This window comes from Polyangium fumosum (assembly GCF_005144585.1).
Lineage (GTDB): Bacteria > Myxococcota_A > Polyangia > Polyangiales > Polyangiaceae > Polyangium > Polyangium fumosum.
Map to the genome: position 1 here is coordinate 48,352 of NZ_SSMQ01000012.1, position 22,664 is coordinate 71,015.

The following is a 22,664-nucleotide window of genomic DNA, read 5'->3' on the forward strand; positions in this document are numbered from 1 at the left end:
GAGGGCGGGATGTCGTTCCGCGAGGGCGGGGTGCCGTTCCGCGAGGGCGGGGCGTCGTTCCGCAAGGGCGGTGTGTCGTTCCGCGAGGGCGGGGCGTCGTTCCGCGAGGGCGGTGTGTCATTCCGCGAGGGCGGGGTGTCATTCCGCGAGGGCGGGGTGTCGTTCCGCGAGGGCGGGGTGTCGTTCCGCAAGGGCGGTGTGTCGTTCCGCGAGGGCGAGGGGGCGGGGCGTGCACACGTGTGTGCGAGGCGCGAGGTCGATGGTTGGAGAGACGAGGGCGAGACCGCGAGGCGGGAGGACGAGGCTACGGGGCTTGGGCGCTCAGCTCGTCGGCACGAGCGAGGATGGCTGTGGAGAGGCGCTCGAAGTCTTCGCGGCAGCGCAGCACCGCATCCATGCGTGCGCCGATGGCACCGTTTGCAGGCTTCAGGTGAAATATCGGCTTCCGTGCGTCCTGGGCGAGGAGCACCAGGCTGTGATAGTTGCGCATGGTCCCCAGGCACCAGGGGTCAGGCGTGGGGGCAGGCCCCTGCTCTGCGAGCACCGACCGGTGGTATTCGACCGGGATCTGGTGCAACCATTGATCGTACGCCTTGAGCGCGCGACCCTGCCACGTGGGGACGGTCGACTGCATGACGACGTAGCCGAGCGGCCTCATGGGAAGAGCCGGTCCAGCGAACTCCGGGGCGGAAGCTCGAGCTAGCTGTTTCGTCCAATCCGTTCGCCAGTTGCGCAACGCGGGCCCAAGGGCACGAAGCCCCTGCAGGGAGTAGAGGTCGGGGGCCAGGGGAGTGATCATGAAGTCGGCTGCGAGGAGCGCTGCACGACTCATGGCGCCGAGGCCGCGCGCCACGTCGAAGAGGACGACGTCTGCGTGGTGGCGCTCGGCGGCCACGGTGACGATGCGATGAATGGCCGAGAGGGTGCGCAAGGCCTGGTCGTTGCCATCGAGCGACCGTACCCACGCATCCGCGAGTTCTTCCTCGAGAGCGTACAGGCCGATATCGCCGGGCACGATCGCGAGCCCGTCTCCCAGGTCTTCCACGTGCGGTTCATGGGCATCACCGCCACCACGCAGGCCCCGCTGCAAGGCGTCGAGGATGGTTCGTGGCTCGTTTGCCTGGTCGGACCAGAGCTCTTCGAGACGTTCCTCGTCCAGACAATGGGCTGTCAGGTTGGACTGCGGATCCATGTCGAGGAGAAGCACCCGCTGGCCCTGGTCCACCAGCATGTGGGCGACGTGGTAGACGAGGGTCGTCTGGCCGACGCCCCCCTTGTTGTTGAAGAACGCCACGCGCTTCATACGCGGGCCCTCCCGAGGACGAGTAGCCCTGCCACATTGGGGACTGCGTCTGGCGATGCGAGGTGCAGCGCCGCGAGCTGCTCGGGGATCGAACGGCCGTTCTCACGCAAGACCTCCGGGGCGACGGCGCTAGGGAGGAACTCTTGCTGGAAGAGCTTCAGGTCCAGATCGTCGAGCGTGGCTCCATGCACGGGCCGCTGATCGAACGGTCCATCCCAGTTGCGACGACGCTCGGTCAGGATGCGCTCTTCGTCCCGCGTGGCCGTATCCCGACGGGGGCCCACGCGGACGCGGACACGACCGCGCAGGCGCACGGGCGGCTCGTGGGAGGGCTGCACCTCCACGACGACGATGTCCTTCCCCGAGAGCGTGGCCCCTTGTACACGTGCATGACGGGGAAGGGGAGGAGCGCGCCGTCACTGCGGATGCCCGTGATCTGCTGGAGGAGCAGGTCGGTGACTTCGAGTCCCGTGGGCTCGCCGGTCTTGTCGTGTACGCCGAGCAAGAGAACGCCCGGCTCTCCCGTGCCGGGCAGGTCGTTCGCGAAGGCGCAAATCGCCTCCTCGATCGAGCTCTTTACGGGTGCAAACGATTGTTTCCGCTCGACCCGAAAGCTCTCCAAGTCGGCCGCCAAGCTCGCGATCTCCTGCTCGGTCAGCACAGCCCTTCACCCCCTCACATCCCCGCGTCCTCGACCGGGCAACTCCCCTGCGGCATCGCGTCCGGATCCGCCGGCGGGTTCGGCTCTCCGTCGCCGGTCCCCGCCACCACGAGCAGCCAGTAGTCCACGCAGCTCCCGTTCACGATCACGAGCTTGTTCGTGTCGACCGTGCGCAGCTCCGCCTGGTTGCCCGCCGCGGGCGCGATGGTGCTCTCGCCCGTCCCGCACTTCTTGAACGACAGCCAGATGTCCACGAACCGCGGCACTTCGCCGAGCCCGTGTTCGAGCTCGTACCGCATCCCCGCGGGGAACCAGAGCAGCTCCCCGTTCCACGGCGCACTCATGTAGACGCCGTGCTCCACCGTGCCCTCCGTGTACCGGACGGGCGTGTTGGTCTCGGTGGAGCGGTCGCAGTTCGGGCCGATCGAGTTGATCGCGTTGCAGCCGCTCGAGCCCACGAGCGCGAGCGCGGCCGCGACGATCCCCCAGCGTGTCGCGCGGCCCATCAGCCGAGCCAGCGCGCCGCGTCCACGGCGTGGTAGGTCAGGATGAAGTCCGCCCCCGCGCGCCGGATCGACGTCAGGAGCTCCAGCACCGCGCGCTTCTCGTCGATCATCCCCGCGGCCGACGCGGCTTTGATCATCGCGTACTCGCCGCTCACGTTGTACGCGCCGAGCGGCAGCGGCGACGCCGCGCGCACCTTCGCGATCACGTCGAGGTAGGGCAGGGCGGGCTTCACCATCAGGAGATCCGCCCCCTCCTCCTCGTCGAGCCGCGCCTCGCGCAGCGCCTCGCGCGTGTTCGCCGGATCCATCTGGTAGCCCGCGCGATCGCCGAACTTCGGCGCGCAGTCCGCGGCCTCGCGGAACGGACCGTAGAAGCTCGACGCGTACTTCACCGCGTACGACAGGATCGCCGTGCCCTCGTGCCCCTCGCCGTCGAGCGCGCGGCGGATCGCGCCCACGCGCCCGTCCATCATGTCGCTCGGCGCCACGATGTCCGCGCCCGCCGCCGCATGCACGACCGCCGCCTTCGCCAGGACCTCCAGCGTCGCGTCGTTGTCGACCTCGAGCTCGCCGCGCGGGCCCGGCTTCAGGATCCCGCAATGCCCATGCTCGGTGTACTCGTCGACGCAGACGTCCGTGATCACCAGGAGGTCCGGCGCGGCGTCTTTCAGGGCCGCGACCGCGCGCGGCACCGGGCCGTTCGGATCGTAGGCGGACGATCCGCTCGCGTCCTTGGTCCGGGGCAAGCCGAACAGGATGACCCCGCCGAGGCCGAGGGCGCGGGCCTGCCGCGCCTGCTCGGCGGCCGCGGCGACCGGGAGCTGGAAGACGCCCGGCATCGTCGAGATGGGGCGGGGTTCGTCCAGCACCTCGTGGAAGAAGAGGGGCAGGATGAAGTCCGAGGGGGCGAGGGAGGTCTCGCGGACCAGGCTCCGGATCGCGGGCGAGCGGCGGAGCCTGCGGGGTCGTTCGGTCGGGAACACGCGAGGGACTCTAGCAGCGCCTCATTTCGTGCGGGGAGGGGGATTGCATTTCCAAAAACCGGATCCATTTCGTCGTCGCCATGACCCAAGAAGCCCCCCCGACCCCCGAAGCGCCGCCGGCCGCGTCTCCTCCCGCCGTGGAGATGCCGTTCCAGGCGGAGGTGCAGCAGGTCCTCTCCCTCGTCATCAACTCGCTCTACGCGAACCAGGAGGTCTTCCTGCGCGAGCTCGTGTCGAACGCCTCCGACGCGCTCGACAAGGCCCGCTTCCTCGGCCTCACGCGCAAGGACGTGACCGAGCAGGAAGGTGAGCCCGCGATCTCGATCCAGCTCGACGACGAGGCCCGCACGATCGTCATCGAGGACAACGGCGTCGGCATGACGCGCGACGAGGTCGTCCAGAACCTCGGCACCATCGCGAAGAGCGGCTCGCTCGAGTTCCTCAAGTCGCACGCCGAGGCCCTGCGCGCGAGCCAGGACAAGGACGGCGCGGTCAAGCTCATCGGCCAGTTCGGCGTGGGCTTCTACGCGGCGTTCATGGTCGCCGCGCGGGTCGACGTGGAGACGCGCTCCATGCTCCCCGAGGCCGAGCCCGTGCTCTGGCGCTCCGGGGGATCCGGCACGTTCACCGTCGCGACGGGCGAGCGCGCGCACCCCGGGACGAAGATCACGCTGCACCTCAAGGAGGACGCGCGCGAGTACACGAAGGCCTACCGGATCAAGGAGATCATCCGCAAATACTCGGACTTCGTGCACTTCCCGATCTCGGTGAACGGCGAGGTCTCGAACCGCAAGGCGGCGCTCTGGTCGCTGCCGAAGTCGCAGGTGACGGAGGAGCAACACGCCGAGTTCTTCCGGCACGTGACGGGCGGCTACGAGGGCGAAAAGCCGCTCTGGCACCTGCACGTCTCGATCGACGCGCCCGTGCAGTTCCAGGCGCTGCTCTACGTGCCCGAGAAGGCGCCGCCGGACCTCTTCCAGCGGGATCGCCGCGCCATCCGCCTCTACGCGAAGCGGGTGCTCATCGTCGAGGACTGCGACAAGGTCGCGCCGATTTACCTGCGTTTCCTGCGCGGCGTAGTCGACTCCGAGGACCTCTCGCTCAACGTCTCGCGCGAGATGCTCCAGGAGGACAAGGCCCTGAAGCAGATCGAGACGCAGATCACGAAGCAAGTTCTCAAGGGCCTGAAGGAGCTCTCGGAGAGCGAGCCCGAGACGTACAAGAAGGTCTGGAACGAGTTCGGCAAGGTCCTCAAGGAGGGCGTGTCGGTCGACTGGAAGAACAAGGACGCGATCGCGGACCTCTGCCGGTTCGGCTCGATGAACACGCCGGAGGCGGAGCTCATCTCGCTGAAGCAGTACGTCGCGGCGATGCCGGAGTCGCAGAAGGAGATCTACTACCTGACGGGTACGAGCCGCCGCGGGCTGGAGAAGAGCCCGCACATCGAGGCCTTCAAGAAGCGCGGCTACGACGTCCTCTTCATGACGGAGCCCGTCGACGAGTGGGTCGTGCAGACCTTGAACGAGTACGAAAAGCGCCGGCTGCGCAGCATCGCGCACGGCGACATCGATCTCGGCGAGAAGGACGAGAAGGCCGACGAGAAGGCGAACGAGCAGATCAAGAGCGCCGTCTCCGCCGTGAAGGCCACGCTCGGCGAGCGGGTGAAGGACGTGCGCGCCTCACGCCGCCTGACCGACAGCGCAAGCTGCCTGGTCGCTGCCGAAGGCGATCTCGGCGTCAACATGGAGCGGATCATGCGCATGATGGGCGAGGACGCGCCCCAGGCGAAGCGCATCCTGGAGCTCAACCCCGAGAGCCCCATCGTGAAGAACCTGAGCGCGCTCGCCGAGAAGGACCCGAGCGCAGAGCCCATCAAGCTCTGGTCCGAGCTGCTCTACGAGCAAGCCTTGCTCGCCGAAGGCGTCGTGGTCGACCCGGCCAAGCTCGTGCAGCACATCCAGGATCTGCTCGTCCAGGCCAGCAACGCGGCCGTGGCGCGGTAAGGCAGCGGGTCGAAGGCGTTGCGCCGGGGTTTCACCCCGGACCCGACCAGGGGTTGTCCACCCCTGGACCCGGACCAGCGCAAGCGCTGGACTCGGGGTCGATGAACTGCGCGGTGCGCAGTTCATCGAACAGCCAGGGGCAAGACGGGCGACGACACTGCCGACCAAGACAGCAGCGCTGACGTTTCAACTGGCAACGTACCCGTCGCCAGCTTGGAACCCACCTCCATGGTCTTGCCACCGGCCCGTTGGAAGAACTGCGCACCGCGCAGTTCTTCCACCCCCGGTCCAGGCCGTGCCTGGTCCGGGTCGAGGGGCGGACAGCCCCCGCGGGGTCCGGGGCAGCGCCCCGGCGCGAGCGGCTCACGCGGGCTGCACGTCCCCCTCCAGTGCCGTGAACAGGGCCTCCGCGCTCGAAAGGGACTCCTCCGAGCCGACGGCGGCGACGATGTCGCCCTCCTCGAGCTGATCCTTCGGGCCGGGCATCATCGAGGGTTTGCCGTCGCGCACGATCGCGAGGATCGCGGCGCCGGTCTTGGCCCGTAGGTCGAGCTCGCCCAGGGTTCGCCCGACGGCCGTGCTTCCGGGGGCGATGCGCAAGAGACGCGGCGCGCCGAGCCCGAGGAGCAACGAGGGCGCGTCGTTCGGAGCGGGGGGCGGCGCCGCGGCGTGACCTTCTCCGTGCGCCGCGTGCGCTGTCGCCTCGCCGGCGAGCTTTGATTTGAGCACGTCGAGCACGACGGTCCCTCCGGCTTGCACCTCGAGCTCGAATTGCCGGGCGTTCCGCCAGAACGAGACGATCGCGATGAAGGCGATCGCCACGAGGAGCAACATGCCGACGCCCGGGGGCACGAAGGGCTCGACGGCCGTGACCGAGGCGGCCGCGGTTGCCACGAGGAGCCCGAGCTGCACGACGAGCGCGACGGGACGACCGATCTTCGTGTCGCCCGCGACCGTGAGGCCGATCGCGCGCGTCAGGCGGACGATCCCGAAGACGAACGGCAATACGACGAGCGCGGCTGCGGCGAAGACGAGCACTTGCGAGGCGCCCTCGCTCAGCCCGAGGGACGAGGCGGCTGCGTGCTGGATGCGCTCGTGCAAGAGCCCGCCGCCGACGAGGAGCGCCACGAGGAAGGCGGCGTCGAGCACGAGCAGCACGCCGAGGCGTCGCAGCCGTGCGCCTGTCGTCGCGGCTGCGGGCGCCGTGCGCACGCGCTCGATCCACGCGCTGTAGAGCGTGATGAAGGTGCCGATCCTGCGAGGGACATGGTCCTCGACGAAACGCGCGGCGCCTTCCGAGCGACGGATCAACGCGGGCGTCGTCAGCGTCGTGATCGCGGAGACCGCGACGGCGACCGCGAAGAGGAACGGGCGCGTCGCGCCGAGCGTGGAGCCGAGGCCCACGATGATGAACGAGAACTCGCCGATCTGGGAGAGGCTGAGGCCCGCCTGTGCGCTCGTGCGGATCCCGCAGCCCGTCACGATGCCACCGAGCCCCACGCCGACGACCTTGCCGACGACGACCACGACCGAGAGGACGAGGACCGCGACCCAGTTCTCGAGCACGAGCGAAGGCTCGATGAGCATGCCGACCGATACGAAGAAGATGGCCGCGAACATGTCGCGGATGGGGACGATCAGGTGCTCGACGGTGTGCCCTTCGCCGGACTCCGAGATGAGCACGCCCGCGACGAACGCGCCGAGCGCCACCGAGTAATGCATGGCGGCGCAGGCATGCGCGAAGCCGAAGCAGATCCCGATGCTGGTGACGATGGTCGTCTCGGGCCTGCCGAGCCGCACGACGTACCGCATGAGCCTGGGCACGACGAGCAGGCCGGCGACGACCATGACGACGAGGAACCCGACGAGCTTGCCGGTCGTGAGCAGAAGCGTGGTCGCGTCGAGGCCGCTGCCGGTCGCGACGGTGGTCATCACGGCGAGAAGCAGGATCGCGAGGATGTCCTCGACGATGAGGACGCCGTAGACGAGCTCGCGGAGGCGCGGCTCGATCTTCATCTCGTCGAAGACCTTGGCGATGATCGTCGTGCTGGAGATGGCGATCGCGGCGCCCGCGAAGATGCTCTCGATCTGCGTCCAGCCGAAGGCGCGACCCACGACGACGCCGGCGCACATCATGAGCGCGACCTGGATGACCGCGATGACGCCCGCGGTGGGCGCGACGCGCACGAGCTTCTCGATGTTGAGCTCGAGGCCGATCGCGAACATCAGCAGGATGACGCCGAGCTCGGAGAGGGTCTGGACCGTGCTCGTGTCGGCGTTCAGCGGCAGGGGCAGGTGAGGCCCGACGACGAGGCCGGCGATGATGTATCCGAGGACGACCGGCTGCCGGATTCGCTGAAAAACGACCGTCGTGATCGCCGCGACGCCGAGCACGGTAGCGAGGGTCTGAAGGAAGGCGTGCGCGTCCTGCATTCTTCGAGAAGTAGCGCTCACGCGCCTCGATTCAAGAGATCACGGCCGATCGTGAACCAACTTTTATTGGTGTACAAATGAACTGCCGAGGGACGACGCCCCACGGAGCCTCTTTCGCCTCCGTGGGCAAACGCGACGGCGATGCCGCGCTCGTGCAGCACCCTCCGGGTCGAGCCGAGCTCGGGCCTGCGTCACGATGTGATCGATCGCACGCCGTCCGATGCCGTGTCCCTGGTTCTGCTGTCCCGAGCGCTTCGACCTGAAACCTCGTTCCGCGTCCGCCCGCGCTTGTCCGCGCTTCGGTGCGCTTCGTTCGTGCGCGTGCTTCGACCTTGCGCGTGTTCGTCGTAGAGTCCCGCCCCATGGCGGTTCGGCTGCACATCAACATCGATCACGTCGCCACCGTGCGAAACGCGCGGGGCACGCGTTACCCCGATCCCGTCTTCGCCGCGGGCCTCTGCGAAGCGGCCGGCGCCGACGGCATCACCGCGCACCTGCGCGAGGATCGGCGTCACATCACCGACGACGACGTCACGCGGCTGCGCGCCTCGGTCCAGACGCTCCTGAACCTGGAGATGGCCGTGACCGAGGAGATGATCAACATCGCGTCGCGGGTGCGTCCCGACGTGATCACGCTCGTCCCCGAGCGCCGCGAGGAGCGCACGACCGAAGGCGGGCTCGACGTGATCGGGCAACGCGCGGGCGTCGAGGCCGCCGTGAAGATGGCCAAGGAGCGCGGGATCAAGGTGAGCCTGTTCATCGGCGCGGACGAGGCCATGGTCGAGGCCTCCGCGGCGCTCGGCGTCGCGCAGATCGAGCTGCACACGGGCGAGTACTGCCACGCCTCGGGCGAGCAAGCCGAGCACGAGCTCGACCGGCTGAAGCGCGCCGCGGCCCGCGGCGCGGCGCTCGGCCTGGAGATCGCCGCTGGCCATGGGCTGACCCGCCACAACGTCGGGCCCGTCGTGGCGATCCCCGACATCGTCGAGGTGAACATCGGCCACTCGGTCATCGCCGACGCCGTCTTCTTCGGGCTCGATCGCGCCGTGCGGGACCTTCGAAGGGCCGTCGATCGGGGGCTCGGGGGCAGAGCTCCGCTTGCCGGAGCGGAGCCCCCGAACGCTGACAACGCCCGGGGTCGGTCCCGATGATCCCCGTGCTCACGCGCGCCCAGATGCGCGCGTTCGACAAGTACGCGATCGAGACCTGCCACGTGCCGGGCGTCGTCCTCATGGAGAACGCCGGCCGCGGCGCGGCGGACGTCCTCTCCGCGATGATCGAGGCGCGCCGCCGGCACACGCCGAGCCGCGAGACCGACGCGATCTCCGCCCGCGCCCGCTCGTTCCCGGTCCGCCACGTGCAGAGCCCGGGGCAGCCCGCCACGTATCCGCTCGAAGCGCGTGTCGTCGTCGTCTGCGGCACGGGCAACAACGGCGGCGACGGGTTCGTCGTGGCGCGCCACCTCTATGCGCGCGGCGCCGAGGTCGAGGTCTACCTCGCCGGCAAGAGCGAGAAGGTGATGGGCGACGCGCGCATCAACCACGACGCCTACATCGACCTCGGCGGCCGCTTCTTCGAGCTGCCCGAGGGCGCGGGCCTCGGCCCGTTGCACACGGCCCTCACGCGCGCCGACTTCGTCATCGACGCCCTCTTCGGCACGGGCCTCGACAGGCCGATCACCGGCCACCTCGCCGACGTGATCGCCGTGCTCAACGACGCGGCCGCGCGCTGCGTCGCGCTCGACATCCCCTCGGGGCTCGACGCCGACAGCGGCGCGCCGCTCGGCATCGCGGTGCGCGCCGACGACACCGTCACCTTCGGCCACCTCAAGATCGGCATGCTCACGCCCGAGGGCGCGCGCCTCGCGGGCAACGTGCACGTCGTCGACCTCGGCGTGCCCGACCCGCCGATCCTCACGCACGTCGGCTTCGTCGCCGAGGTCATCCGCCGCGAGACGGTCGGCTCGTACTTCGCGCCCCGCGAGGCGAGCGTCCACAAGCACAAGGCCGGCGACGTGCTCGTCATCGCGGGCTCGCCCGGCAAGCTCGGCGCCTCGCTGCTGACGGCGCGGGCCGCCATGCGCGCGGGCGCCGGCCTCGTCACGATCGGCACCTGGCCCGAGGCCGCGACGTCGCTCGAATCACGCGTCGTCGAAGTGATGACGACACGGATCGACCCGACCCGCATCGGCCCTTCGCTCGACGCCGCGCTCGCCGGCCGCCGCACCGTGGCCATCGGCCCTGGCTTCGGCCTCGGCCCGGAGGCGCGCGCGGCCGTGGATCACGTCGTGCTCGGCTGGGACGGCTTCAAGGTCGTCGACGCCGACGCCATCACGCACTTCGCGGGCCGCCCCGAGTCGCTCGCGAAAGCCAAAGGCCGCCTCGTCCTCACGCCGCACCCGGGCGAGCTCGGCCGCCTGCTCGGTCGCAGCGGCGCCGCGATCGAGCAGGACCGCTTCGGCGCGGTGCGCGAGGCCGTCGGGCGCACGAACGCCACGGTCATCCTCAAGGGCGCCCGCACGATCATCGCCACGCCCGAGGGGCGCCTGTTCATCTGCATGGCGGGCAACCCGGCCCTCGCCACGGCTGGCTCGGGCGACGTCCTGACCGGCCTCATCGCGGCGTTCGCGTGCAGCATGTCGGCCGACGAAGCGGCCTGCGCGGGCGTCCTCGTGCACGCGCTCGCCGGCGATCTGTGGCGCGCCCGCACCGGCTGCGATCGTGGCCTCTTCGCCGGGGAGATCCCGGACCTCGTCCCGCAGATCCTCGCGGCCCTGGCCCGGGGGGCGGATCCGCTCGCGAGCTGACCGAAGGGCGCGCGTCTGCGTGCTAGGCTCCCTCCGATGCTCGCCCTGAAAGCAAGCGTGCGGAACGGCCGCCTCGTGCTGGATGAGCCCACCGAGCTGCCGGAGGGGGCCGTCGTGGAGCTCGTCGCGGTCGGGGGGGATGCCCTCGACGACCTCGACGACGAGGCGCGTGAAGCCCTCCACGCGGCGCTCGCCGAGGGCATCGCGCAAGACGACGCCGGAGACACCGTCGACGCCGACGAGGTGATCGCTCGTCTTCGCGCTCGCGCTTCATGACGGACGTTCGTTTCGCCCGGCGCGCGCTCGGAGAGCTCGAGCGCATCGAGGCGTGGTGTCAGGCGAATGCGACAGGGCTGTGGTCGACGTTCGTCGCCGAGCTCGCGCAGGCCGTTCGCCTTCTCCGCGCCGTTCCCGAGCTAGGCGCCGAATACCAGGCTGGTCCCGCGGGCGTTCGGCGGCTCCTGCTCGAAAAGACGCAGTTCTACGTGTACTACCGGTACCACCCGACGAAGGCGCTCGTCGTCATCCTCTCCATCTGGAGCACGCGCCGACGGCGGTCACCGTCCCTTCGGTGACGTAGGGGCCGCGAGCCGAGAAGGGGTCGCCAACGCCCGACCGATCCCCCGCCTTCCCACGCCAGGTTGGCGCCTGGACACGCCCCGGTGTCGATTTGACACGCCGGGGGGACACTCGTCCTGTGGCGTCCCAATGATTCCAATCACTTAGAACGTGCCACGCCTGGGCACCCGCCTTGCGAAAGGCCCCGAGCACCAGGAGGTCACGTCGCCATGTTCGCTCAGGCCCTCGCCACCACGCCCGTCCCCTCGAAGTCGCGGTCTACGCTTGGGGGCTTCGCTCGGACGAGCCGAGCTACGCCCCCAAACCCCCAGGCCAACTCGATCGAGGAGCTCCGCCGAGGTGTCGCCGCGCTGGCCCCCGAGCTCTTCGGCCGCGCCCTCCGCATGTCGCGCTCCAGCGCCCTCGCCGAGGACCTCGTGCAGGACACCGTCGAGCGCGCCCTCCGCTTCGAGAACCAGTACCGCCCCGGCACGAACCTGAAGGCGTGGGTCCACCAGATCCTCTTCAGCGTCTTCATCACGAAGTGCCGCCGAAACCGCCGCGAGCGCCGCGCCCTCGACGTCCTCTATTCCGACCCGAACGCGTGGACGGCCGCGCCCGCGGTCTCCGAGATGACCGCGCTCTCGCCGCCGACCCTCCGCGCGCTCGAAGCCATCCAGGAGGTGTATCGCGAGGCGCTCATCCTCGTGGACCTCCAGGAGATGACCTACAAGGACGCCGCCGAGAAGCTCGGTGTGCCCGTGGGCACCGTCATGAGCCGTCTCCATCGCGGCAGGCGCCTGCTCGCCAAGGCCCTCGAGGCCGATCGGGACGCGTCGCTTGTGCAGTGCAACATGTTGGAGTAGTTCGCTTCTCCGGGGCGCGCGCTGCGCCCGAGCTCCCGGAGGATGCGATGACCTTGCCCGTTCCCGTGTACATCGTCGGCGCCGCCCGCACGCCCATCGGCGCCTTCCTCGGCGCCCTCTCCGCCCTCCCCGCCCCGCGTCTCGGCGCCGCTGCCATCGAGGCCGCGCTCGTGCGCGCGAAGGTCCCGGCCGACCGCGTCGGCGAGGTCTTCATGGGCAACGTGCTCGGCGCCGGCGTCGGCCAGGCCCCCGCGCGCCAGGCCGCGATCTACGCGAACATCCCCAAGAACGTGCCGGCGACGACCGTCGGCAAGGTCTGCGGATCGGGCATGCAGGCCGTGATCCTCGGCGCCAAGAGCATCGCGCTCGGCGACGCGGAGATCGTGGTCGCGGGCGGCATGGAGTCGATGTCGAACGTGCCGTACTACCTCACGCAGGCGCGCAGCGGCTACCGCATGGGCGACAACAAGATCGTCGACGGCATGATCCACGACGGCCTGTGGGATCCCTACGGCAACTTCCACATGGGCAACGCCGGCGAGCTGTGTGCCAAGAAGTATGAGTTCTCGCGCGAGGCCCAGGACGACTTCGCCAAGGAGAGCTTCCGCCGCGCCCTCGCCGCGCAGAAGGAAGGCCTCTTCGACGCGGAGATCGTGCCCGTGAACGTCCCGCAGAAGAAGGGCGACGCCGTGGTCGTGAAGCTCGACGAGGGGCCGCCCGCCGCGCGGCCCGACAAGATCGGCACGCTCAAGCCCGCGTTCCAGAAGGACGGCACCATCACCGCGGCGAACGCCTCGTCGATCAACGACGGCGCCTCGGCGCTCGTGCTCGCCAGCGAGAAGGCCGTGAAGGAGCTCGGCCTCGAGCCGCTCGCGCGGATCGCTGGCTACGGCGGCGCCGCCCAGGAGCCGGAGTGGTTCACGACCGCGCCCGCGGCCGCCGTCGAGAACACGCTCGCGCGGACCAAGCTCACGAAGGAGCAGATCGACGTCTGGGAGATCAACGAGGCCTTCGCCGTGGTCACGCTGGCCGTGAACAAGCTCGTCGGCATCGACAACGCCCGCGTCAACGTGCGCGGCGGCGCCGTCGCGCTCGGCCACCCCATCGGCGCCACGGGCGCGCGCATGCTCACCACGCTGATCCACGCCATGAAGGATCGCGGCGACAAACGCGGCCTCGCGACGTTGTGCATCGGCGGCGGCGAGGCGCTCGCCGTCGTGCTCGAGCGGTAGAGCCATGGGGCGGCCGTGGCGCGTCACGCTGGGCGTCGAGCGTTTTCCCGCGCTCACACCCACCTTGCCTCCCGCCACCCACACGAACAGCTACGCGCTGGGCGAGCGGGAGGTGCTGCTCATCGAGCCCGCGACGCCGTTCGACGACGAGCGGCGCGCGTGGCTCGCGTGGGCGCGCTCCCTTTCGAGCCGCGGCCGTCACCCCATCGGCATCGTCCTCACGCATCATCACGTCGATCACGTGGGCGGCGCCTGGTTCTTCGCGAACGAGCTGCGCCTGCCGCTGCTCGCGCACCGCGAGACGGCCGCGCGCCTCGCCGGGGAGGCGCGCGTCGATCGCCACATCGAGGACGGCGAGCGGATCGTGCTCGATGGGCCGCACCCCATGCCGCTCCGCGTGCTCCACACCCCGGGCCACGCGCCGGGTCACGTCTGCCTCTTCGACGAGGACACGGGCACCGCGGTCGTCGGGGACATGGTCGCGAGCGAGGGGACGATCCTCATCGAGCCCGTGGACGGCGACATGATCGAGTACCTCGCGCAGCTCGATCGCCTCGCGGGGTTGTCCGCTGCGGTCGCGCTCCCCGCGCACGGCGATCCCATCGATGAGCCGACCACGCTCTTCCGCCGGTACATCGCGCATCGCCTCGCGCGTGAGGCCAAGGTCGTCGCGGCCTTTGCCTCGATGCCTGCCGAGGGCGCGAACCTCGACGCGCTCCTGCCCGTCGCCTACGCCGATACGCCGCCTCTGCTCTGGCCCCTCGCGCGGATGAGCCTCGAAGCGCACCTCGTGAAGCTCGAGCGCGAGGGGCGCGTCTTGCGCACCGGGGACGGCGGCTATCGCCTCGCCGCCGGGTAACTCTTCCCGCCGGGGCCGGGCCGGCCTAGGCTGCCTCCGCTCGCCGTCTTTCGGGTGGAGGAACGCTTGATGAAACGAACGCTGATTTCCCTGGGGCTCGTGGGGAGCGCGCTCTTCGCCGTCGGTTGCGCGGACGAGCCGAACCAGAACCCGCCCCCGCCGCCCGAGCCGAACATCGAGCGTTTCCGGCCCGAGGGGTGCGATTTCGAGATCGCCACCCGCCCCGAATACCTGAATTTCCAGCGCGGCAGCGCCAAGACCTCGGCCGCGCCCGACATCCGCCGCGTTCGCCTCGGCCTCGGCGGCAACGTCGAGATCGGGTCCCCGGGCCGCGCCGATCCCGCGACCTCCGCGGGCTTTGGCTGGCAGACCGACCCGGAGACGCTCGCCAGCGAGATTCAGTGGGGCACCACGCCCGACCCGGCGACCTGGCCCGCGGCGAATCGCAAGGGCGGCGTCACGTGGGTGACCCCCGAGGGCCTCATCGCCCCGCAAGGCGACGACCGCATGCACGAGGCCTACCTCTGCGGCCTGACCCCCGCGACGACCTATTATTATCGCGTCGGCGGCGGCCCCGCGGGCAAGGAGGTCTGGAGCGAGGTCCATTCCTTCACGACCACGCCGAAGGATCCCAATGCCGAGGTCGTCCTCGGCGTCTCGGGCGACGCGCGCGGCCAGGACAACCAGGCCTGGCGCTTGATCCAGCGCCGCATGATGAAGGCCGGCGTCACGGCCGAGCTCTTTTCGGGCGACATGATCAATTTCGCCACCGACCAGAGCGAATGGCACAAATGGCTCGATCTCGCGGCGAAGGACGCCGACGGGAGCCTGCTCACGCTCGGGCAGATCCTCACGCTCTCGACGCACGGCAACCACGAGAACCACACGACGCATTTCTACAGCAGCGTCGTGCTCCCCCAGGACACGACGAAATTCGCCGACTATCCCGAGCTCTTTTATTCGGTCGACATTGGCCCGGTCCACGTCGTGGTCGTCGATGACTTCTGGGTCACGTCCCCGACCGGAAAACCCGATTACGCCCCGATGTTGAAGGCGTGGCTGGAGAAGGACCTCGAAGCGGCGAACCAGAATCGCGCGAACGTGCCTTGGATCGTCGGCATGCACCACCACGCCGAGTTCTCCTCCTCCTCGCACGGCACCGATTCCGATGTCCTGCTCGGCCGGCAGTTCTTCGTGCCGATCTGGGACAAGTACCAGGTCGACCTCATCGTCCTCGGCCACGACCACAACTACGAGCGCACGAAGCCGCTCACCGGCCCGCTCGCCGAGGGCACGCTCGAGCCCGTGGTCCAGGAGCCTCCCGCGAAGGGCACGGTCTACATGGTCTGCGCCGGCGCGGGCGCCGATGCGTACGGCAAAGGCGTCAGCACGTGGACCGGCGTCAGCGCGGCCTACGACAGCAAGACCGTGTTCGGCTTCTACTCGTTCCTCAAGGCCAACAAGACCTCGCTGACCATCGAGTCGCACGAGATCCGGCCCGACGAGACCGACCCGGTCATCGACATGATCACCCTCTCGAAGTGAGCCGCGCCGCCCCGGGCGCTCCCACGCGCGCGCCGATGCGCCGCGCGAGGGCCCCCGTTCGCCCTTGCGCTACTGCAACTCGTTTGCTACTTGGTCCGCGTTGCTTTTGCGGAGGTGAGTCAAGTGAAGCAAATGTGCGGGATTCGTGCGCAGCTCCTCGCCCTCGGGAGCGTGGCCCTCTTCGTCGTCGGATGCGGCGGCGAGGACGGCGCGACGGCCGAGAAGGGCTCGGCCCAGGTCTTCGTCGAGGCCGAAGACACCATCCCGAACGGCCTTTCCGCCGGCATGGGCGACGAGGACATCCAGGACGGCTGGAGCGTCACCTACGACCGTTTTCTCGTCGCGATCGGCAACATCCGCGCCTCGCGCTCCGACGCGACCGAGGCGCTCTCCGCGCCCGACGTGTACGTCCTCGACCTGAAGAAGGTCCCCGCGGGCGGCTACGTGGTGGCGACGTTCGAGGGCGTGAGCGCGACGCGCTGGGACCGCTTCGGCTTCGATCTGCCGAACGCCAAACCCGGCGCCAAGGGCCTCGGGAACACGACCGAGGCAGACGTCTCGCTCCTCGTCGACAACGGATGGTCGCTCTACATCGCGGGCACCCTCGACAACGGCACCACGCAGAAGACGTTCCGCTGGGGCCTCGCCGCGGGCGCCTCGTACGACGACTGCGCGACGGAGGACGAGATCCCCGGCTTCGCGGTCCCGGCCGGCGGCAGCGTGCCGGTCAAACCCACGATCCACGGCGATCACTGGTTCTTCAACAACATCACGGCCGGCGCCGAGGTCACGGCGCGCTACGCGCAGTACATCGCCGACGCCGACGCGAACGACGATGGCGAGACCACGCTCGACGAACTGAAGGCGACGCAGGCCGCCGCCGTGTTCCCGCCCGACAAGTACAGCCTCGCCGGCGTGCCCATCGAGACCGCGTACGACTACGTCCTCGCGCAGGCGCGCACGCTCGGCGACTACCAGGGCGACGGCGAGTGCCCGACGCGCAAAGTTCTCCCCTGAGCACGCCCCCGTCCGTTCTGGCCCTCACCCCCCTGGGCCCTCGTCCGGATCGGTGCTATTCCGGCCTCCGTGCGCGATCCCTACGATGTGCTCGGCGTCGACCGCTCGGCGACGCAGGACGAGATCAAGAGCGCCTTCCGCAAGCTCGCAGGGCAGCACCACCCGGACAAGAACCCGGGTGACGACGGGGCGCATCAGCGCTTCAAGGAGATCAACGCGGCCTACCAGATCCTGAGTGATCCGCAGAAGCGCGCCGCGTTCGATCGCTTCGGCCCGATGGGCGTCGGCGGCGCCGGCGCGCAGCCGGGCAGCCCCTTCGGCGGCGCGGGCTACGTCGACCTGAACGACCTCAACATCGACGGGCTCTTCGGCGACCTGCTCGGCGCGCTCGGCATCAAGGTCGGCGACCGCGGCAACCTCCAGAAAGAGATCCGCATCAGCTTCGAGGAAGCGGCGTTCGGCTGCACCAAGGAGATCACCTACGAGCGCGTCGAGCCGTGCAATGACTGCGGCGGGGTCGGCGCGGCGAAGGGCACGCAGACCGAGCGGTGCAGCCTCTGCCTCGGCCGCGGCCGCGTCCGTATGCAGCAGGGCGTTTTTCCGATCGCCGTCGAGCGGCCGTGCACGCGCTGCCGCGGCACGGGCCGCATCGTGCTCGATCCGTGCAAGAGCTGCCGCGGCGCGGGCGTCGTCGCGAAGCCGCGCACGATCGAGGTCACGATCCCCGCGGGCATCGAGAACGGCGCCACACGCCTCGTCGAGCGCGGCGGCAACTGCACGCGCCCCGATCGCGCGCCGGGCGACCTCGAGCTCACGATTCGCGTCGCCCCGCATGAATTTTTCCGGCGCGTCGGCGACGACGTCGTCTGCTCGGTCCCGATCTCCTTCCCGGTCGCCGCGCTCGGCGGCGAGGTCGAGGTCCCCACGCTCGAAGGCAAGGGCAAGTTGCGCATCCCCGCGGGGACGCAGCCGGGCGCGGTGCTGCGCGTCAAAGGCAAGGGCATCGTGCGCCGCGTCATGGGCGGTCGTGGCGATCAACTCGTGGAAATCGGCGTGGAAGTGCCGACGCGCCTCACGGACGAGCAGAAGGAGCTCATCGCCCGGCTCGCGTCGACCTTGGGCGAAATTCCGCAGGAGCCCGAACGCGAGAGTTTCATGGACAAGTTGAAGAGCCTTTTTGGGTAGGCTTGTCGTTCGAGCGGCGTGGCTCGAACGAGCACAGAAGCCCTCCGCGATCCGACCGAGACGAAGACGAGAATGAGCAAGCCCATGTCCAAGTTCATCGACGTGCTGAGCGACTCGACGGGGGAGACCGCCGAGAAGGTCGTCCGCGCCGCGCTCCTCCAGTTCCCGCAGGCAGGCGTGCAGATCCGCCTGCACACGCGCGTGCGCACGAAGGAGGTCGCGCGGCCGGTCCTCGAGCGTGCCGCGAAGGAAGGCGCGCTGCTCGTGTTCACGGTCGTCAGCCCCGAGCTGCGCGAGTTCATCCACTCGGCGACGGCGGAGCTGCGTATCGAGGCGATCGACGTCATCGGCTCGCTCATCGGCAAGCTCGGCACGTTCCTCGATCGCGAGCCGATCAACCTGCCGAGCGCGATGCTCCCGCTCAGCGACGAGTATTTCCGCCGCATCGAGGCCGTCGAGTTCGCCGTCAAGAGCGACGATGGCAAGGAGCCGCGCAACTTCCGCAAGGCCGACATCATCCTCGTCGGCGTCTCGCGCACCTCGAAGACGCCGCTCTCGACGCTCCTCGCGCAGCGCGGCCTCAAGGTCGCGAACCTCCCGCTCGTGCTCGGCGTCCCGCTCCCGCACGAGATCGAGGAGGCGCCGAGTGATCGCATCGTCGGCCTCACGATCGGCCTCGATCAGCTCTGCGAGATCCGCCAGGCGCGTCTGCGCCAGCTCGGCATGCCCCCCGAGACGAATTACGCGATGCGGGAGCACGTGCGCACGGAGCTCGACTTCGCGCACAACATCTTCCGCGCGCACCCCGAGTGGCCCGTCGTCGATGTCACGGGCCGCGCGATCGAGGAGACGGCGGTCATCATCCTGGAGAGCATTCACGAGCGGAACCGAGCCGCGCACTGAGCCGAAGGGCGCGCCCGATCCTCCTTGTGCCTGACGCGGCGCGGGGCGGATAATCGGGCGCATGACTTCAGCCCGGCTCAAGCACACAGCTTTCGTTGCGTTTGCGCTCCTCCTCGTTCCGGGAGTCCTCGCAGTCTCCTGCTCTGCGACGTCGAACCGGAACGAGTTCGGCGACGGCGGCGCGGGAGGGGAAGGACCGGGCGGTCCGGGCGGTCCGGGCAGCGGCGGCATGGGCGGCGACATCTTCGTCGGCTCGGGGGGCTCGGGAGGGCTCGGCGGCGGGGATCCCGGCGTCGATCCGACGACGTGCGCAGAGGCCGCGGCGGCGCGCACGTACATCGGCTGCGACTTTTGGCCGACGGTCGTCGCGAACAACGTCTGGTCGATCTTCGACTACGCGGTCGTCGTGGCGAACGCGGGGGATCAGCCTGCCGAGGTCACGGTCACGCGTGGGGCCAACACCATCGCCACCGCGACCGTCCCGCCGAACGACCTCGCGAAGATCTACCTGCCGTGGGTGCCCGAGCTGAAGGGCCCGGACGCCAACTCGTGTGGCAGCGCCACGCCGCTCTCGAACACGGTGCGTGTGCCGGACGGCGCCTATCACCTCGTGACCACGCGCCCCGTCACGGTCTACCAGTTCAACGCGCTCGAATACGGCCCGCAGGGTGGACCGCCCGGCAAGGACTGGAGCACGTGCCCCGGTCCGGAGTGCCTCGGCGAATGTTTGTCCTACTCCAACGACGCCTCGCTCCTCTTGCCGAGCACGGCGATGACCGGCAACTATCGCGTCACGGGCATCGCCGGCTGGCCGGATGCGAACATCGGCTCGTACTTCGCAATCACGGGCACCGAGGACGGCACGAGCGTGCAGGTGAAGCTCTCTGGGGCCGGCGAGATCGTCGGTGGCGGCGGCCTGCCGAGCACGGGCCCGAACGGCCTCGCGTCGTTCACGGTGAACCGTGGCGAGGTCGTCGAGATCGTCTTTTCGCCGAACGCCGACCCCTCCGGCTCGCAGGTCTTTGCGACGAAACCTGTGCAGGTCATCGCGGGCGTGCCGTGCATCAACGTCCCGCTGACGAGCGGGTATTGTGATCACATCGAGGAGTCCGTCTTCCCTGCCGAGACGCTCGGCAAGCGGTACATCGTGACGGTCCCGACCTCGCCGGGCGGCGGCCCCGTCGGGCACGTCGTGCGTATCTACGGCAACGTCAACGGCACGAAGCTCACGTATGCCGGCCAGACCCCGCCGGGCGCGCCGCTCAGCATCAATGCGGGTCAGGTCTTCGATCTCGGCCAGGTGAACGTCAACTTCGAGATCAGCGGCGATCACGAGTTCGCCGTCGGCATGTTCCAGCTTGGCTCCTCGCTCATCGACCCGTTCAGCACCGAGCCGAAGGGAGATCCCGCGCAGAGCCTCGCGACGGCCGTCGAGCAGTACCGCCTGAAATACGTCTTCCTCGCGCCGAGTGATTACGACGAGAGTTACGTCGACGTCGTCCAGCCGGTCGGGGCGCAGCTCGTCCTCGATGGCCAGCCGGTGGCCCAGACGCCGACGGTGATCAGCTCGGGGTACGGCGTTGTGCGTCTCCCGCTCGGGCCTGGAAAGAATGGCTCGCACGTGCTCACCGCGACGGAGCCCGTGGGAATTCAGGTGATGGGGTACGGCGCGCAGACGAGTTACCAGTACCCCGGTGGCCTGAACCTCGCCGCCATCGCCCCGCCCCCGCCCCCGCCCAAGTGATCGTCGGGAAAATCAGTTATTCTTCGACGCACTGTGTCTTCACGCAGAGCGTTCGTCTTCAGCTTAGGGCTCCTGGGGGCCGTCCTTGCAGGACTTTCGGCGTGTGAGCATCCCAAACCTCCACCTCCCGATGTAGACGGAGGACATGGCGGCGAGGGGGGTTGTCCCGTACGACCTCCCGAGCCGCTCTTCGTCCTCGACGTCCGCGCGGAGGGGGAGCCCCTCCCGCCGGATCTGCGCATCGTCGTCGAGTGGAGCGCGGGTGATGAACCACCGTTCGATCTGTCCGACGCGACCACGTGGAAGACGCTCGACGACGGCGCGAACTTCGTTTGCAACGTCGATCGAAGCAAGCCACCGCCCACGGATCTCGCGACCCTCCTGTGCGAGCTTTGGACGAGCGGCCCGGTGAACGTGCTCGTCACGGCCGAGGGGTTCGAGCCCCACGCCGAGACGCTGAAACCTGCGATGAGCGAGCTCTGCGGCACGCTCACGCCGATGGAGGTGGCCATCCTGCTCTCGCGTGCGAAGATGGACGCCGGCGCGACGCCCTGAAAGGAAAGGCGAAGGAGCGGATGGCTTCTCGTGGCGGTGGCAGGTTGATCCCCCGCATCCTCTACGGGGTCACGGGCACGTTGTTCGGCGGCGCGGTTCTGCTCGCGGGCCGACGGCTTTATGGTGACCGCGTCCTGCAGCGAAGGTGGCGCGCGCTCCTGCCCCGGCCGAGCGAAGGTCGCTTCGATCCTCGCGAGCTCGACGACCTGCCCGAGCCCGTGGCCCGTTACTTCCGGCATGCGCTCGCGGAGGGGGCGCCCCTCGATCCTGCCGTGCGGCTCGCGATTCGCGGCGAGATGCGCCTGTCGCCGACGGACGCCTGGCGTTCGATGGAGGCCGAGGCGCTCCTCGCGCCGCCGCGCGGGTTCGTGTGGAAAGCGGCGGTCGGCACGGGGGGCAGCCGTTTCGTGGGGTCCGACTGGCTCGAAGGCGAGGACGCGGGCAGCGAGTTTTATGCGATCGGCGCGCTCCCCGTGTCGCATGCGCGGGGCCTCGACGTGCGCCGCTCTGCGGCGGGCCGGCTCGCGCTCGAATCGATCCTCTCGCCGGCGGCGTTGCTCCCTTCGCGCGGCGTGCGCTGGGAGGTCGAGGGGCCCGACGCGATCCGCGCCACGCTTCGGATCGCGGGCGAGCCGCACACCGTGGCGATCACGATCGACGACACGGGCGCGGTGCGCTCGGCGAGCCTGCTTCGTTGGTCGAACCAGACCAAGGACAAGCGCTTCACGTGGATCCCGTTCGGGGTCGACGTCGACGAGGAGCGCACCGAGGGCGGCCTCACCATCCCTTCGCGGGTCCGCGTCGCGTACTGGCACGGCACGGACCAGCGGTTCGAGTTTTATCGCGCCGAACAGCGGATCGTCCCCCTGGGTGGATGAATATTTCCCCACCCGGTCCGTACTTGATCCATCCCCGTATGTTGCGTCTCCTGACGTCCCGGCCCGTAACGACGAAAAATCGCAAGGATACGGTACTTCCTCGCGACCGTTCCGGGTGTGCAGCGGGCGTTGACGTCTGGCACGGGACGTGCTGAAACGAAATCACGTAGGAGGACGGTCGTCATGAAGAAAGCCCTTTCGCTCGCTGCTGTTGCTATCCTCGCGTTTGCCGGCGCCGCATTCGCGGGCGACAAGTACGACCTCAAGATCTCGCCCGCGTCCGGCAAGTCCGGCGACAAGGCCACGGCGACCGTGACCATCAAGGCGAAGGGCGACTATCACGTCAACCTCGAGTACCCGCACAAGCTCATTCTCAAGGCGCCGGACGGCGTGACGCTCGAGAAGGCGAAGCTCGTCGCCGCCGACGCGAAGGTTTCGAAGGAAGAGCTGAGCTTCAGCGTGGTCGCGACGGCCGCCGCGCCCGGGAAGAGGACCATCGAGGCCGAGCTCAAGGGCGCGGTCTGCACGGAGAAGACGTGCGAGCCGTTCACCGAGACGATCTCGATCCCCGTCGAAGCGAAGTGAGTTTTTCGCGCCGCTCTCCGGAGCGCACGTGAAATGAAAAAG

Annotated in this window: 22 protein-coding genes; 16 read left to right on the plus strand and 6 right to left on the minus strand. The window is 69.2% G+C overall.

Features of this window, described 5'->3' with window-relative positions; translation table 11 throughout:
- Window positions 1-304: 304 nt before the first annotated feature.
- From E8A74_RS13720 to hemB, 5 genes are read right to left on the minus strand one after another with little or no spacing between them, the layout of a single operon-like run.
- Window positions 305-1,303 (minus strand): ParA family protein, encoded by a 999-nt coding sequence (locus tag E8A74_RS13720; protein ID WP_136929439.1) that lies wholly within the window; start codon window positions 1,301-1,303, stop codon window positions 305-307.
- Window positions 1,300-1,647: a hypothetical protein gene (locus E8A74_RS13725; protein ID WP_170229108.1), complete on the minus strand. Its 348-nt coding sequence runs from the start codon at window positions 1,645-1,647 to the stop codon at window positions 1,300-1,302. The genes E8A74_RS13720 and E8A74_RS13725 overlap by 4 nt, the downstream gene beginning before the upstream one ends.
- The gene (locus tag E8A74_RS56010; protein ID WP_136929441.1) at window positions 1,539-1,964 is read right to left on the minus strand and encodes an AlbA family DNA-binding domain-containing protein; all 426 of its coding nucleotides are present in this window, start codon (window positions 1,962-1,964) and stop codon (window positions 1,539-1,541) included. Before E8A74_RS56010 ends, E8A74_RS13725 begins: the two co-directional genes overlap by 109 nt.
- A gap of 14 nt (window positions 1,965-1,978) precedes the next feature.
- Window positions 1,979-2,470: a hypothetical protein gene (locus E8A74_RS13735; protein ID WP_136929442.1), complete on the minus strand. Its 492-nt coding sequence runs from the start codon at window positions 2,468-2,470 to the stop codon at window positions 1,979-1,981.
- Window positions 2,470-3,453, minus strand: a complete 984-nt coding sequence (gene hemB / locus E8A74_RS13740) for a porphobilinogen synthase (protein WP_136929443.1) — start codon at window positions 3,451-3,453, stop codon at window positions 2,470-2,472. The genes E8A74_RS13735 and hemB overlap by 1 nt, the downstream gene beginning before the upstream one ends.
- An 80-nt stretch (window positions 3,454-3,533) precedes the next feature.
- Between hemB and htpG the strand changes: the two genes are divergently transcribed.
- Window positions 3,534-5,456, plus strand: a complete 1,923-nt coding sequence (gene htpG / locus E8A74_RS13745) for a molecular chaperone HtpG (RefSeq protein ID WP_136929444.1) — start codon at window positions 3,534-3,536, stop codon at window positions 5,454-5,456.
- Between the two features lie 363 nt (window positions 5,457-5,819).
- Here htpG and E8A74_RS13750 read toward each other — a convergent pair whose 3' ends face one another.
- Window positions 5,820-7,889: a monovalent cation:proton antiporter family protein gene (locus E8A74_RS13750; RefSeq protein WP_136929445.1), complete on the minus strand. Its 2,070-nt coding sequence runs from the start codon at window positions 7,887-7,889 to the stop codon at window positions 5,820-5,822.
- Between the two features lie 362 nt (window positions 7,890-8,251).
- On the opposite strand from E8A74_RS13750, the gene E8A74_RS13755 reads away from it, so the two are divergent.
- The 15 genes from E8A74_RS13755 to E8A74_RS13825 all read left to right on the plus strand — a co-directional run bounded on the left by E8A74_RS13755 (window position 8,252) and on the right by E8A74_RS13825 (window position 22,622).
- A complete protein-coding gene (locus tag E8A74_RS13755; protein ID WP_136929446.1) occupies window positions 8,252-9,040 on the plus strand; it encodes a pyridoxine 5'-phosphate synthase in 789 nt (262 codons plus the stop codon).
- A complete protein-coding gene (locus E8A74_RS13760) occupies window positions 9,037-10,695 on the plus strand; it encodes an NAD(P)H-hydrate dehydratase (RefSeq protein ID WP_136929447.1) in 1,659 nt (552 codons plus the stop codon). Before E8A74_RS13755 ends, E8A74_RS13760 begins: the two co-directional genes overlap by 4 nt.
- Window positions 10,696-10,731: 36 nt before the next feature.
- On the plus strand, window positions 10,732-10,971 hold the full coding sequence (locus tag E8A74_RS13765) for a hypothetical protein (RefSeq protein ID WP_136929448.1): 240 nt from the start codon (window positions 10,732-10,734) through the stop codon (window positions 10,969-10,971).
- Window positions 10,968-11,270: a type II toxin-antitoxin system RelE/ParE family toxin gene (locus E8A74_RS13770; RefSeq protein WP_136929449.1), complete on the plus strand. Its 303-nt coding sequence runs from the start codon at window positions 10,968-10,970 to the stop codon at window positions 11,268-11,270. Before E8A74_RS13765 ends, E8A74_RS13770 begins: the two co-directional genes overlap by 4 nt.
- Window positions 11,271-11,483: 213 nt before the next feature.
- Window positions 11,484-12,119, plus strand: coding sequence for an RNA polymerase sigma factor (locus tag E8A74_RS13775; protein ID WP_136929450.1), 636 nt, complete (start codon window positions 11,484-11,486; stop codon window positions 12,117-12,119).
- 47 nt (window positions 12,120-12,166) lie between these two features.
- Window positions 12,167-13,351 (plus strand): thiolase family protein, encoded by a 1,185-nt coding sequence (locus E8A74_RS13780; protein ID WP_136929451.1) that lies wholly within the window; start codon window positions 12,167-12,169, stop codon window positions 13,349-13,351.
- Window positions 13,352-13,355: 4 nt separating this feature from the next.
- Window positions 13,356-14,210, plus strand: a complete 855-nt coding sequence (locus tag E8A74_RS13785) for an MBL fold metallo-hydrolase (protein WP_136929452.1) — start codon at window positions 13,356-13,358, stop codon at window positions 14,208-14,210.
- 69 nt (window positions 14,211-14,279) lie between these two features.
- Window positions 14,280-15,755 (plus strand): purple acid phosphatase family protein, encoded by a 1,476-nt coding sequence (locus tag E8A74_RS13790; RefSeq protein ID WP_136929453.1) that lies wholly within the window; start codon window positions 14,280-14,282, stop codon window positions 15,753-15,755.
- A 132-nt stretch (window positions 15,756-15,887) separates the two neighbouring features.
- A complete protein-coding gene (locus E8A74_RS13795) occupies window positions 15,888-16,772 on the plus strand; it encodes a hypothetical protein (protein ID WP_211365362.1) in 885 nt (294 codons plus the stop codon).
- A gap of 69 nt (window positions 16,773-16,841) precedes the next feature.
- A complete protein-coding gene (dnaJ, locus tag E8A74_RS13800; protein ID WP_136929455.1) occupies window positions 16,842-17,957 on the plus strand; it encodes a molecular chaperone DnaJ in 1,116 nt (371 codons plus the stop codon).
- Between the two features lie 72 nt (window positions 17,958-18,029).
- Window positions 18,030-18,860 (plus strand): pyruvate, water dikinase regulatory protein, encoded by an 831-nt coding sequence (locus E8A74_RS13805; protein WP_136929456.1) that lies wholly within the window; start codon window positions 18,030-18,032, stop codon window positions 18,858-18,860.
- Between the two features lie 61 nt (window positions 18,861-18,921).
- Entirely contained in the window at window positions 18,922-20,604 is a 1,683-nt protein-coding gene (locus tag E8A74_RS13810; protein ID WP_136929457.1) for an IgGFc-binding protein, read from the plus strand.
- A gap of 33 nt (window positions 20,605-20,637) precedes the next feature.
- On the plus strand, window positions 20,638-21,159 hold the full coding sequence (locus E8A74_RS13815; protein ID WP_136929458.1) for a hypothetical protein: 522 nt from the start codon (window positions 20,638-20,640) through the stop codon (window positions 21,157-21,159).
- A 20-nt stretch (window positions 21,160-21,179) separates the two neighbouring features.
- Complete coding sequence (locus E8A74_RS13820; protein ID WP_136929459.1) at window positions 21,180-22,037, plus strand: DUF6544 family protein; 858 nt, start codon at window positions 21,180-21,182, stop codon at window positions 22,035-22,037.
- A 183-nt stretch (window positions 22,038-22,220) separates the two neighbouring features.
- A complete protein-coding gene (locus tag E8A74_RS13825) occupies window positions 22,221-22,622 on the plus strand; it encodes a hypothetical protein (RefSeq protein WP_136929460.1) in 402 nt (133 codons plus the stop codon).
- The last annotated feature ends 42 nt before the right edge of the window (window positions 22,623-22,664 follow it).